Consider the following 12,935-nt stretch of genomic DNA (forward strand, 5'->3'; position numbering starts at 1 on the left):
TGGGTGGGCAGGTTGATACTTCGGTATGACTCTCGCCCAAAAAAACCAATGCAATGAAGGGGTTAGTCTTTACTGCGGAAAACGCCCAGGTCGATCACCGCGGCAGTTTTTTCGGGTTTTTTGTCCTAACGGAATCAGACCCCGTGCTTCTAGGATACCGAACCGACTCTCCGCTTCCAGCCCGAACGAACAACCGAGGCGCGCATGATCGATACCCCGACAAAAAAGCCTGCCACTGCACGCAGCGCACCTACCTTCGTGAAAGGACTCTACAGCAAGATGCTGTACAACTGCGGCGAAAAAAGGACGTCTCGCCTAACGCCCGGCCTGAGTCTCAAGCCCCTGGAAAACCTTTTGGTATGGCTGATGGGGCTGATCGTGGCGTGCGGGATACTGATCAATACCGAAACCCGGGTCGACTACGCCACCACGACGCTGTACATCGCACTGTTGCTGATGGCAATCAACTTGTTGTCGATCAATGCGGTGATCGTGGTCGCGCTGTTCTGCATGGTGGCATTGACGTCGATATGCCTGTATCAGGATGGCTTTTACCGCTGGGAATCAACCTCGGACTTGCTGCGCAGCCTGACGGTGCTGGCGGCGATCATCTTTCTGGCGCTGCGCAGCAAGCAGACATCCGACAGCCTGCGCCACAAGGAAGTCTATATGACCGGTGCCCAGCGCCTGACCCAGACCGGTTGCTTCGGCTTTCATGCAAACCTCGCGAGCATGACCTGGTCGGAGCAAGTGGCACGCATACTCGAATACCCGGCGGCCACGCCCCCCTCGGCGTCCTTGTACCTGGAGCGCACCCACCCCGATGACGTGCCCCTGGTGCTGGCCGGCTTCGAAAAGGCGGCGCGCCATGCGACCCTGATCGAAGTCAGGCACCGCCTGTTGATGCCCGATGGGCGCGTCAAGCATTTGCACATGCTCGCCACCCCGCTCCTCATCCGGCACAGGCGCTTTGAATACCTGGGCGCGCTGATGGACGTGAGCGCCAGCAAACAGGCCGAAGAAGCATTGTTCCGCGCCCAGACCCAGTTGGCCCATGTCACCCGCGTGACATCCCTGGGCGAGCTGGCAGCGTCCATTGCCCATGAAGTCAATCAACCGCTGGCGGCGATCGCCAGCAGCGGCGAAGCTTGTCGCAACTGGCTGAATCGCCCGCAGCCCGATTTGGCCGAAGCACGCCAGGCACTGGAGCGAATCATTGCCAGCGCCCATCGAGCCAACGAAATCACCCGCCGCGTTCGGGCCTTGTCGCGCAAGAGCGATCCGCTGCGCCGAAACGAATCGCTCAACGACATTGTCAGCGAGACCTTGAGCCTGCTCCGCTATGAACTGGCCCATCACCAGATCAATCCGAACATCGAGCTGAACGCATTCGGCGGCCAGGTCAGCGCCGATCGCGTGCAACTGCAGCAAGTCATCATCAACCTGATCGTCAACGCCTGCCAGGCCATGGACTCGGTCAACGCCACACAACGGGCACTGCTGATCCGCACCTGGGTAAAGGATAACGAGGCCGTGCTGGAGGTGGCCGACCACGGTCCGGGCATCGCCAGCGAGGTCTTGCCGCAGTTGTTCACACCGTTCTTCACCACCAAGGAAAACGGCCTGGGCATGGGACTGTGCATTTGCCGCTCGATCATCGATTACCACGCGGGCCGGATCTGGGCCACCAGCACCACAGGCCAGGGCAGCTCGTTTCTGTTTGCCTTGCCGATACGGGTCGCCAACGACGCGGGATACGCCGCGGCCATCTAATACACAGGTATGAGTGCCGCCCGCCCAACCTGCATTTAATGTTGCGCCCCTCGCCAGGAACACCGCGCCGGGCGGTTGCATGTCCAGCCTCTTGGAAACCAGCCATGAACGAACAACACCCCCTCAACAAAATCAATCATAACGACTCCATGGTTTTCGTCGTCGACGACGATGCGCCGCTTCGCGAGTCCCTCGGCAGCCTGTTGCGTTCCATCGGCTTGAGGGTCGAGTTGTTCGGCTCGGTGGCCGACTTCATGAAGTACCCGCGCCCGGACACGGCCAGTTGCCTGGTACTGGATGTGAGGTTGCAAGGCAGCAGTGGCCTGGACTTTCAAAACGAATTGGCCGCCGCCGGCATCAACGTGCCCATCGTGTTCATTACCGGGTACGGTGACATCGCCATGACGGTACGGGCAATGAAAGCCGGCGCGGTGGATTTCCTGACCAAGCCCTTTCGCGAACAGGACCTGATTGATGCGGTTTGCGCTGCCCACAGCCGCGACCGGCAGCGTCGCGAGTCCGAGCGCCATGCCGAACAATTGCGTGCGCGCCACCAGACGTTGACCGCGCGGGAACAAACGGTCATGGCGCTGGCCGCCTCGGGCTTGATGAACAAGCAGATTGCCGGCGAAATCGGCCTGAGCGAAATCACCGTGAAGATCCACCGCGGCCAGGCCATGCGCAAAATGGGTGCGCGCTCCTTTGCCGATCTGGTACGCATGGCCGAGGTGTTGGCGACCCAGCCCGCTATACGATGAATATACCCACGTATACTGTGCACTCGATCATGACGGCGTATCTTGCATTGATGGCGCAGTGACTCCAAGTATTTTGCGCGACTACGCAGGTCACCACTATGCACAACGAGGCAATGATTGCCGTAGTCGACAACGATGAATCGGTTCGCATGGCCCTGGACAGTTTATTGCGATCCAGTGGATATACAGTTCGAACTTACAGCGGGGCCCATGAGTTTCTCGGTTCCGATGGTCCGTTTATTACGTCCTGTTTGATCTGCGATATACAAATGCCGCAAATGGACGGGATCGCCCTGTATGAAGAACTGGCGACCAGGGCCATACATATCCCGGTGATCTTCATTACCGGGAACCCCTGTGCGCAGCGGCCGCCGGGCAACCATGCCAGGACACCCATTGCTTTCTTTCCCAAACCCTTCTCCACCGAAAAGTTGCTCGCCTGTATCGAAGCAGTGCTCGCGAAACCCCACTGATCTTTGTTTATCAAGGCAACTAACACTTTGGTATAGCTCATTAATACCTAGTCATACCCGGGCTGACCCTATGTAGCAGTGCCAGCGTTATCACCCTCGAATAACATCTGTTGCAGATCAAGCCGATCCCGATGTTTCGTGCTGTTGAACGACAGCGCAAACAATCAGCCACAGCGGACGTGCGGCAATAACTTATTCACGCCCTCGATTGTTCTTCAGGAGCTAAACAATGAAACAGCAAATCTTGATTATTGGTGCAGGGTTCGGTGGTGTCTGGAGCGCCTTGAGCGCTGCCCGTCTGCTGGACAAGCACGATCGAAATGACGTCGAGATCACCGTGTTGGCTCCTCAGGCCGAGCTGCGCATCCGCCCGCGCTTTTACGAGCCTGACGTGCACACCATGAAGGCACCGTTGGACGAGCTGTTCGACGCCGTGGGGGTGAAATTCGTCAAGGGGTCGGCCGAGGTTATCGACGAGAGCAGCAGACAGGTCAGCTACATCAACGCCGCAGGTATCCAGGGCAAGCTGGGCTACGACCGCCTGGTGCTGGCCGCTGGCAGCAAGCTGATGCGTCCCCCGGTCGACGGCCTGGAACAGGCCTTCGATGTCGATGAGATCGAGTCCGCCACTCGCCTGGAAGCTCACATCAAATCCCTGAAGGACAAGCCGGTCAGTGCGGCCCGCAACACCGTAGTGGTGGCAGGCGGTGGTTTCACAGGGATCGAAACAGCAACCGAAATGCCGGCGCGCCTGCGTGCCGTACTCGGTGAAGACGCGGACATCCGGGTCATCGTGGTTGACCGTACCGCGCAAATCGGCGCCGCCCTGGGTGATGGCATCCGCCCTACGATCGTTGAAGCCTCGGAGCACCTGGGCATCCAGTGGATACTCAACACCACTGTGGCCGCGGTCGATGCCAACGGCGTCACCCTTGCCGATGGCCAGCGTATCGAGTCGAACACGGTGATCTGGACCGTCGGTTTCCGTGCCAACTCGCTGACCGAGCAAGTGCAAGGTACCCGCGATCATCAGGGCCGCCTGCATGTCGATCAGCACCTCAAGGTGCGCGGTCACGCCGATGTGTACGCCAGCGGTGACGTGGCCTATGCCGCCACCGACGACCTGGGCAACTTCGCGGCAATGTCCTGCCAGCACGCCATCGCCCTGGGTCGTTATGCCGGCAACAACGTCGCCGCCGAGTTGCTGGGTGTCGAGCCAATCGCCTACAGCCAACCCAAGTATGTCACCTGCGTGGACCTGGGCGCCTGGGGCGCGGTATTCACCGAGGGCTGGGATCGCCAGGTCAAGCTGATCAAGCAAGAAGCCAAGGAGCTCAAGACCCAGATCAACACCCTGTGGATCTATCCGCCGGCGGCTGATCGAGCCGTGGCGCTGGCGGCCGCCGACCCGTTGATTCCGGTGGCCTGAGGACGATCGATACGGTCGTGCCAACCACGGCCGTCCCCCTCCACCCTGGCACTGCAAGACGCAGGTGATCGACATGTCTGGTTTTTTTGAGCATCCGCATCGGGCCTTGAAGTTGTCGCACGTCATGCTGATCGCAGGGCTGGTCGCACTGGTCGTCGGCGCCATTCTGGCTTACGGCCTGGATCAGCATCTGTCGCTGCCCGGCCTGGTGATGGCCCATGCCATGACGATACTGGGGCCCACCGCCATCAAACTCGGTTATGTACTGCGCCTGCTGACGCTCAATCGCCTGCGGCGCCAACCGCTCGTTCAGCCACCTGGCCTCGCCGGGTGATGTGAAGTCTACGCCTGTATCCCGACCAGCCCACTCCTTGCTGGCCCGGGGCCTTTCCCAAGCGCCCGCCACTGGTTTTTCTGGCGGGCGTTTTTTCTCCAGTCCGATCAATCACCAACCCTTTAAAGAGTTTGCCCAGCATCACCGATGCCTTGCGAGTTGCCGTTCGATAGCAAAAATCCGGAAGAACAAATGTCTATCATTAAACGTTGGAAGAAACTTTTTTTTTCAGACCCCGTCGCCTGGCTGGCCGCCATTGCCGTCGGCAGCATGATCTTCATTACCAATTCGCTGCTCGACCTGGATGTCGCGCCGACCCTGCTGTACATCACGCTGGTGTTCATGTCGGCAAGCATATTTTCCGTGCCGGTGTTCCTGACCGTCGCCTTCAGTTGCGTAGCCATCCTGAGCGCCAGTTTCATCATCGATGAAGGGTATCGTGATCACAGGCTCATCGCCGGTTTCGTGCGCTGCCTGATCGCGCTGACCACCATCACCCTGCTGGCGCTGCGCAGCAAACGCGCCACCGATACGTTGCGGCGCAAAGAGGCGTTTTTCCTGGGTGCCCAGAAACTCAGCCATACCGGCAGTATCGGCCTGATCATCGATGACCCGGTGATGCTGTCATGGTCGGACGAGGCCTCACGCATTTTCGAATACCCGCTGAATGTCGCACCGACCCTGGCCATGGTCAGGGCGCGCATGCACCCCGATGACCTGCCCATCGTCGACAGTGTTCTGGAACAGGCTGCACGCCGGCAAAACCTGATCGAAGTGGAATATCGGCTGGTCATGCCCGATGGGCGGATCAAGCAGGTGCAGATGCTCGCCAATCCGCTGTTCAACCATGGCCGGCGCGTTGAATACGTCGGCGCATTGATGGACGTGACTGCATCCCGGCAATCGGAGGAAGCGCTGTTTCATTCCCAGGCCAAGCTCGCCCATGTCACGCGGATTACATCCATGGGCGAACTGGCCGCCACCATTGCCCATGAAATCAACCAGCCCCTGGCGGCGGTGATCACCAGCGGAGAATCGTGCAAACGCTGGATCAACCGCCCCGAGCCGAACCTCGAAGAAGCCCGCCGTTCGCTGGACCGGATCATCCAGAACTCATCCAGGGTAAGCGATGTCATCACCTGTATCAGGGCGCTGTCGCGCCAGAGCGATGTGCAACGCAAGGCCGAAGTATTCGACGAGATCGTCCGAGACTCACTGGCGCTCATGCAACATGACATCGGCAACCATCAGGTTCGCCCGCACCTGCAGCTGGGTGCACCCGGCGCTCACATCAAGGGCGACCGGGTTCAACTGCAGCAAGTGATCATCAACCTGATCATCAATGCCTGCCAGGCCATGGCCAACGTGCATGACCGCCCACGAACGCTGCGCATACACACCTCCGTCCAGGGCAACGAGGCGGTGCTTGAAATCGCCGACTCCGGCACCGGGATTGCCGAAGATATCCTGCCCTCGTTGTTCGATCCGTTCTTTACGACCAAACCCACCGGCCTGGGGATGGGCCTCTCGATCTGCCGCTCGATCATTGAATTTCACGGCGGCCGGATCTGGGTCGACAGCACCCTGGGGGTCGGCACGCAGATGCTGTTTGCGATTGCTTTGACAGCCCCCAGACACGATGAGCATCTTCATCCCCACCTGGCGCCGGGAGCCGGCGACATGGACACCGGCAATGTCTATCAATGCCGTGAACCCGCTGTTGCGCCGCAGTATCCCGCCGCTCATACCCAGGTATGACGGGCCTGACCCCATGTGCTAGCGCGGTGTCTTGAGGTAGGAGTGTTATCGCGGGTTCATCGCTTTAGGCTGGTCACCTCGAAAAAATCCACTCATCGCGCTAATGCGCTGACCTGGGGATGGTTGCCATGAACGCACTGCAAAAGCTGTACTTCGTCAGTTATCCGCTGCGCCTCAGCCGCTATGGCGCGCATACCTCGCTGTCGACCGCCGAACGCATAGAGATCATCGACGCATTGACGCAGACCCTGGGCACTACGCTGGGCATGCTCGCGCAACTCAGGCTGGGTCAAAAGAAAGTGCGCAATGGCAGCTTCCTGCCGGTGCAACAGTTGTTCCATCGCCTGGTGCGCGCCAATACCGACTATGCCGATTTTCTCATCAGCGGCATCACCGACCTCGGGGGCTACGCCGATACCGCGGCGCTCTATTTCCTGAATGACGCCTGTGGGCCGCAGTGTTTTGCCGACTGCCTGACCGGCATTGGTCAGGGCATGCGTCGGCTGCGGGCCGTCGATGCCTTGCTGCGTGACTACCGTGAATCCGCCACCGCCAACAAGGACAATGCGAGCAAGCGTTTTTTTGAAGAATGCGTGCGGCGCAACGCGCGTTTTCTGTCGATGATCGAGAACAACCTGCCCCATGACCAGCCAGGGTGAGGCAATCAACGGAAGCGACCCATCGCAACCACCGCGCAAAAAACAACTGCACATACCCAAGTAGGTTCCTGCACTTTTGTGCAGCACATACCTTGGCGGTATGACGGGCTCCCATTAGCGCCACTCGCAATGACGCAGGTTTCTACATGTTCAACCCAGCTATTATTTCAGTTGTTGATGATGACGAACTCATTCTTGTCTCACTGGACAGTTTGTTGCGCTCTTATGGTTACACCGTAAAGACCTACAGCAGTGCCTGGGCGTTCCTGGAATCCAGCGGACCTGCGCAGACAGACTGCCTGGTGTCGGATATCCAGATGCCAGGCATGTGCGGAGTGGAAATGTACGAGTCCCTGGCAAGCAGAAACATCCATATTCCTACCCTGTTCATCACCGCAAAGCCCGGCCTGCCGCCACAATTCAGTGCCCGCGTGCGTAAACCCGAAGGTTATTTCTCCAAGCCGTTCAACACCGATGCGCTGCTGGCGTGCATTGAACGGGCCTTGAAGCGCCGGGTTGCAGGGTGAACACATGACATTGCCAGGGGTCGGCACGTTGCATTGATCTTTCGGGCCACATCGCTGGCAGGCCAACTACCACTATGGGTTGCGCAAGGCTGATCCCTGGTCGCCGCAACCTGCAGGAGCCATTTGTCCGGATCAAGCGACCGAGGCCGGCGTCATCGGTATCACGGGTGCGCGAGCCGAGCGTCGATGGCATCATCACCGGCTTCGAAGGTTTCGATGCCAACGGTGAATGGGTCACCCAACTGATCGACTAAGGAAGCGTCCTGATGCGTATCAAATGCCTGCTGGCCTGCGCCGGCCTGCTCCCGAGCCAAATGACCATGGCCGACGCCCTGCCCCGGCGCTGGGTCAGTGCCGGCGGCGCCTTCAGCGAACGGGTGGTCGCCCTCGGTGGCGAGGGCAAGCTGGTGGGCGTCGCCAGCACCAGTCAGCACCCGCGTTCATTGCACAGCGTGCCGAGCGTCGGTTACCCGCGGGCGAAGTCATTCTATCCGTCGGCACAGGTTCACACGGCCGGGCGCCCGACAACAGAGAGCGCCCGATGACGGCCATCGTTCGACCACGGCCGATGCTGATTACCCTGGGCCTGTTATTGCTGCTGGTGTTCTGGCTGTCCCTGGCCCTGGGGCCGGTCAGCCTGCCGCTGGGCGATACGCTGCTGGCCGGGCTGCGGCTGCTTGGATTGCCGGTGGATGGCGGCGACAACCAACAGGCGCAGCTGATCCTCGGTCAGATCCGCCTGCCGCGCAGTTTGCTGGGCATCGCGGTCGGCTCGGTGCTCGCGTTGTCCGGCGTGGCCATGCAAGGGTTGTTTCGCAATCCGCTGGCGGACCCGGGGCTGGTCGGGGTGTCCGGCGGCGCGGCGCTGGGCGCGGCGGTGGCCATTGTCGGCGGCAGCCTGCTGGGCGGTTTGCCGCCTGCCATCGAGCCGTACCTGTTGTCGGTGTGCGCCTTCGCCGGTGGCCTGATCGTCACGGCGGTGGTCTATCGCTTTGGCCGCAGCGACGGTCAGACCCACGTCGCCACCCTGCTCCTGGCAGGCGTGGCGATGACGGCCATGGCCGGCGCCGGGGTCGGTCTGTTCACCTACCTGGCCGATGACGCCACCCTGCGCACCCTGACCTTCTGGAACCTGGGCAGCCTCAACGGCGCCAGCTACCCGCGCCTGTGGCCGTTGCTGATCGTGGCGGTGGGCGTGGCGTTGTGGTTGCCGCGGCGCGCGGCGGCGCTCAATGCGATGCTGCTGGGGGAGTCCGAAGCCCGTCACCTGGGCTTCAATGTCGAGCGGATCAAGCTCGAGCTGGTGCTGTGTACGGCGCTGGGTGTGGGTGCCGCGGTGGCGGCGGCCGGCCTGATCGGTTTTATCGGCCTGGTGGTGCCGCACCTGATGCGACTGCTGGTCGGCCCCGATCATCGGGTGTTGCTGCCGGCTTCATTGCTGGCCGGTGCCAGCCTGTTGTTGCTGGCCGATCTGGTCGCCCGTTTGCTGCTGGCACCGGCCGAGTTGCCGATCGGTATCGTCACCGCGCTCATCGGTGCACCCTTCTTCCTTTATCTGCTGGTACGGGGGCGCTCCTGATGCTACGGGCCAACAACTTGCTGGTGCGGCGCGGCAATCGCACCGTGCTGGCGGACATCGATATCCAGTTGCATCCGGGCCAGGTCCTCGGCGTGCTGGGCCCCAACGGCGCCGGTAAAAGCACCCTGCTCGCCGCCCTGTGCGATGAGCTGCCGGCCAACCAAGGCACGGTCAGCCTCGACGAACGCCCCCTGGCCGATTGGCCGGGTCAGGAGCGGGCCAGACGCCTGGCGGTATTGCCCCAGAGTTCGAGCCTGAACTTTGCCTTCTCGGTCAATGACGTGGTGGGCATGGGTCGCCTGCCCCATGCCAGTGGTCGCGTGCGCGATGCTGAAATCGTCGCAGAGGCGCTGAGCGCCGCCGACGCCCTGCACCTGGCAGGGCGCAGTTATCTGGCCTTGTCCGGTGGCGAACGCCAGCGCGTGCACCTGGCGCGGGTGCTCGCGCAACTGTGGCCGGGTGCCGAGGGGCAGACCCTGTTGCTCGACGAGCCGACCTCGATGCTCGACCCGCTGCACCAGCACACCATCCTGCAAGCGGTGCGTGATTTCGCCGGGCGCGGTGCGGCGGTGCTGGTGATCCTGCACGACCTGAACCTGGCTGCACGTTACTGCGATCAGTTGCTGCTGTTGCAAGAGGGTCGCCCGCACGCTTACGGTCCTCCAGATGAAGTCCTGACAGCCCAGGCCCTGGAAGCGGTGTACGGGCTGCAAGTGCTGATTCAAAGACACCCGGAGCGTGGTCATCCGTTGATCATCGCGCGTTGATACCCGCCGACTAAAAGGAAAACTGATGCGCATTGTGCTGTTATGCCTGATCAGCCTGCTGGCTGCGTGCCAATCCCACTCCGTATCGCCGCCCCCGGCAGCGATTGCTCCGCAAGGCCGCGATCATGCCGATCTGGGTGTGATCCGCGAACTCGCCAGCGGTCGCACCCTGACCCCGCAAGAGCTGGTCGAACGCCTGGCGGTTGCGCCGCGGGTGCTGGTCGGCGAGCAACACGACAACCCCGATCACCATGCCTTGCAACTGTGGCTGCTGCGCCAGCTGGCGGCGCAACGTCCGCAAGGCAGCCTCCTGATGGAGATGCTCAACCCTGACCAACAGGCAAAAATCGATGCGGCCCAGGCCGCGACCCGGGCCGGCCAACCGCCGGCCGACGCTTACCAGGCGCTGTCCTGGCAGGCCAATTGGGATTGGGGCGTCTACGGCGCACTGGTGACCTACGCCCTGCGCCAACCCTACCCACTGCTGTCGGCCAACCTGGACCGGGCGCAGATCATGCACATCTACAAACAGCGGCCGACGCTGAGCGGCGAAGCGTCCACCACCCAACAGGTGCAAGCGACGCTGCTGGACGACATCCGCGAGTCCCATTGCGGCTTGCTGCCCGAAGCGCAAATGCCGGCGATGCTCGCTGTGCAGCAACAACGTGACCGGCGCATGGCCGAGCGCCTGTTGGCGGCGCCGACGCCTGCGCTGTTGCTGGCCGGGGCGTTCCATGTGCGCAAGGATCTGGGGGTGCCATTGCATCTGCAAGACCTGGGGGCCGGTGAAGGCAATGCGGTGCTGGTACTGGCTGAAGTGGGCAAGACCGTGAGCGCCGACAGCGCGGATTATGTGTGGTATACCGCAAAGCAGCCGGAGCAGGATCATTGCGCGACATTTGGTCGTTAAACAGCAAAAGAGCAGCTCCTACAGATTTACCCGATTACCTGTAGGAGCTGCCGCAGGCTGCGATCTCTTGATCTTCAAGGTGTCGGAAAAGTCTCTATATAAGCCAACAAATCATCGATCTTCTCCTGATCGCTGATCCCCCAGAAAATCATCCGCGTGCCCGACACCACCGCTTTCGGGTCTTCGATGTACGCCGCCAGTTTTTCCCGGGTCCAGACAATGCCCGATGACTTCATCGCGTCGGAGTACTGATAGTCCGTGGTACTCCCGGCAACCCGTCCGATGACACCGTTGAGTTGCGGACCAAAAAACGCCCGGGCCGACTCACCGATCTGATGGCAGCCACCGCATACCCGCTTGAACAGTTTGCCGCCCGCTGCGGCATCACCCTGTGCGTTCGCTTGCGTGGCGAAAAAGCCTGCACCGAGGGCCAGTACGAGGGTCATCACGACCGCTTTGTTCATTTCCAGCTCCAGCCTGCAGCGAAAAAAATGGCCGCCATTTGAGCATGACCAGGGCACCAACCCGAAGCTTTTCAGACGCACGAGGCCCAAGCCTGCCGTCCATCCCGTCAACCAACGCCCCGCGGTCGCCCGCCTAGACTAGCTACTCACAACGCGCGTGGCGTGCCCACACCAACAGACGGAAGCTCAATCATGAAAGTTGTCGTCATCGGCGGTACCGGCTTGATCGGAACACAACTGTGCAAACTCCTGCGCGAAGGTGGCCATGATGTGGTGCCCGCCACGCCGAGTACCGGGGTCAACGCCGTGACCGGGGAAGGATTGCAGGCCGCCTTGCAAGGCGCCGACGTGGTGGTCGACGTCGCTAACTCACCTTCGTTCGAAGATGCCGCCGTGCTCGAATTCTTCGAGAAATCCGGGCGCAACCTTGCCGCCGCCGAGAGGGCCGCCGGGGTCAAGCATCACGTCGCGCTGTCCGTGGTGGGCACCGAGCGGATGCTCGAAAGCGGCTACTTTCGCGCCAAGATGGCCCAGGAGGATTTGATCAAGAGCGCCGGCGTGCCCTACTCGATCCTGCGCGCCACGCAGTTTTTCGAATTCATTGGTGCCATTGTCCAATACAGCATGCAAGGCGACAGCGCTCGCTTGACCTCGGCCGCCCTGCAGCCGATTGCCTCGGCCGATGTCGCCGCGGCGCTGGCCAAAATTGCCGTGGCGCCGCCCACTGGCAAGACAGAAGAGGTGGCGGGTCCCGACAAGCAACCTCTGGTCTCGTTTGCCAAAACCTATCTGCAACACAACGGGGATGCGCGCGAAGTGATTACCGACGATAGCGCCGGTTACTACGGCGCAGTCATCAACGACCAGTCGCTGACACCGGGCGCCAATCCGATCCTCGGCAAGATTCACTTCGATCAATGGCTCAAGAGCACCAGCGCCTGACAGGCAGACACTGGCACCCGCCCTCCACTCTCAAGGAGCGTCCCATGCGAACCCCCGTTCTTCTCGCCCTGTTTGCGCTGTCCACCACCGCCACCGCTTCGGCCCTGGCGGCCGAAGCGCCGCACCCGGATGTCAAGGAAGTTTCGGTCACGGCACTGCCGGACTACCCTGGCAAGGAAGTCATGATCCTCACCGTCGAGTACCCACCGGGCGGCGCCGACCCGGTCCATCGGCACGATGCCCATGGCTTCGTCTATGTGCTCGAAGGCACCATCGTCATGGGGGTAAAAGGTGGCAAGGAAGTCACCCTGACACCGGGGCAAAGCTTCCACGAAGGTCCCGAGGACATCCACACCGTGGGACGCAACGCCAGTCAGGACAAACCGGCCAGGTTCGTCGTGTTCCTGTTGAAGGATCAGAAAAAGCCGCCGGTGCTGCCTGCCGAATGACCATCGCCGGCCATACCTGGGTATGAGTGGTTAATACCTGGATGTGTGTGGGGACAACCTATGCATGAGTGACGCGATTTTTCAGCCAATTAAGATGCAGGCGTCGAATGTCA

General features: G+C 61.2%; 15 protein-coding genes and 1 pseudogene. 15 read left to right on the forward strand and 1 reads right to left on the reverse strand.

Annotated features, from left to right (window positions below):
• Positions 1-204 precede the first annotated feature (204 nt).
• From ACIO0C_RS15565 to ACIO0C_RS15625, 13 genes and pseudogenes are all read left to right on the forward strand, one after another.
• A complete protein-coding gene (locus ACIO0C_RS15565) occupies positions 205-1,773 on the forward strand; it encodes a sensor histidine kinase (RefSeq protein WP_401313513.1) in 1,569 nt (522 codons plus the stop codon).
• 104 nt (positions 1,774-1,877) lie between these two features.
• The gene (locus ACIO0C_RS15570) at positions 1,878-2,531 is read left to right on the forward strand and encodes a response regulator transcription factor (protein WP_110754971.1); all 654 of its coding nucleotides are present in this window, start codon (positions 1,878-1,880) and stop codon (positions 2,529-2,531) included.
• 98 nt (positions 2,532-2,629) lie between these two features.
• Positions 2,630-3,004, forward strand: a complete 375-nt coding sequence (locus ACIO0C_RS15575) for a response regulator transcription factor (protein ID WP_401313515.1) — start codon at positions 2,630-2,632, stop codon at positions 3,002-3,004.
• A 229-nt stretch (positions 3,005-3,233) separates the two neighbouring features.
• Complete coding sequence (locus ACIO0C_RS15580) at positions 3,234-4,433, forward strand: NAD(P)/FAD-dependent oxidoreductase (protein WP_401313517.1); 1,200 nt, start codon at positions 3,234-3,236, stop codon at positions 4,431-4,433.
• Positions 4,434-4,506: 73 nt separating this feature from the next.
• Positions 4,507-4,767, forward strand: coding sequence for a transmembrane sensor/regulator PpyR (locus ACIO0C_RS15585; RefSeq protein ID WP_110754974.1), 261 nt, complete (start codon positions 4,507-4,509; stop codon positions 4,765-4,767).
• 192 nt (positions 4,768-4,959) lie between these two features.
• Complete coding sequence (locus ACIO0C_RS15590; protein WP_401313519.1) at positions 4,960-6,525, forward strand: sensor histidine kinase; 1,566 nt, start codon at positions 4,960-4,962, stop codon at positions 6,523-6,525.
• Between the two features lie 128 nt (positions 6,526-6,653).
• Positions 6,654-7,184, forward strand: a complete 531-nt coding sequence (locus ACIO0C_RS15595; RefSeq protein WP_401313521.1) for a hypothetical protein — start codon at positions 6,654-6,656, stop codon at positions 7,182-7,184.
• 146 nt (positions 7,185-7,330) lie between these two features.
• On the forward strand, positions 7,331-7,711 hold the full coding sequence (locus ACIO0C_RS15600; RefSeq protein WP_110754975.1) for a response regulator transcription factor: 381 nt from the start codon (positions 7,331-7,333) through the stop codon (positions 7,709-7,711).
• Between the two features lie 74 nt (positions 7,712-7,785).
• Positions 7,786-7,965, forward strand: a complete 180-nt coding sequence (locus ACIO0C_RS15605) for a hypothetical protein (RefSeq protein WP_401313523.1) — start codon at positions 7,786-7,788, stop codon at positions 7,963-7,965.
• A gap of 12 nt (positions 7,966-7,977) precedes the next feature.
• A pseudogene (locus ACIO0C_RS15610) lies at positions 7,978-8,196 on the forward strand (hemin ABC transporter substrate-binding protein); the annotation flags it as partial.
• A gap of 110 nt (positions 8,197-8,306) precedes the next feature.
• Positions 8,307-9,290: a FecCD family ABC transporter permease gene (locus ACIO0C_RS15615; RefSeq protein WP_401313568.1), complete on the forward strand. Its 984-nt coding sequence runs from the start codon at positions 8,307-8,309 to the stop codon at positions 9,288-9,290.
• A complete protein-coding gene (locus ACIO0C_RS15620) occupies positions 9,290-10,057 on the forward strand; it encodes a heme ABC transporter ATP-binding protein (protein ID WP_401313525.1) in 768 nt (255 codons plus the stop codon). The genes ACIO0C_RS15615 and ACIO0C_RS15620 overlap by 1 nt, the downstream gene beginning before the upstream one ends.
• A gap of 25 nt (positions 10,058-10,082) precedes the next feature.
• Positions 10,083-10,967 carry a ChaN family lipoprotein gene (locus ACIO0C_RS15625; protein ID WP_401313527.1) on the forward strand — a complete coding sequence of 295 codons (885 nt, stop codon included), beginning with the start codon at positions 10,083-10,085 and terminating at the stop codon, positions 10,965-10,967.
• A 74-nt stretch (positions 10,968-11,041) separates the two neighbouring features.
• On the opposite strand, the gene ACIO0C_RS15630 is transcribed toward ACIO0C_RS15625, so the two are convergent.
• Positions 11,042-11,431 (reverse strand): c-type cytochrome, encoded by a 390-nt coding sequence (locus ACIO0C_RS15630; RefSeq protein WP_401313529.1) that lies wholly within the window; start codon positions 11,429-11,431, stop codon positions 11,042-11,044.
• Positions 11,432-11,623: 192 nt separating this feature from the next.
• Here ACIO0C_RS15630 and ACIO0C_RS15635 point away from each other — a divergent pair, with 192 nt between their 5' ends.
• Together ACIO0C_RS15635 and ACIO0C_RS15640 are read left to right on the forward strand one after the other, a co-directional pair.
• Positions 11,624-12,373 (forward strand): SDR family oxidoreductase, encoded by a 750-nt coding sequence (locus tag ACIO0C_RS15635; RefSeq protein WP_401313530.1) that lies wholly within the window; start codon positions 11,624-11,626, stop codon positions 12,371-12,373.
• A 44-nt stretch (positions 12,374-12,417) separates the two neighbouring features.
• Positions 12,418-12,822 (forward strand): cupin domain-containing protein, encoded by a 405-nt coding sequence (locus tag ACIO0C_RS15640; RefSeq protein ID WP_401313532.1) that lies wholly within the window; start codon positions 12,418-12,420, stop codon positions 12,820-12,822.
• Positions 12,823-12,935 lie beyond the last annotated feature (113 nt).

Origin of the sequence: Pseudomonas sp. NPDC087336, assembly GCF_044744285.1 — a bacterium.
Taxonomy (GTDB): domain Bacteria; phylum Pseudomonadota; class Gammaproteobacteria; order Pseudomonadales; family Pseudomonadaceae; genus Aquipseudomonas.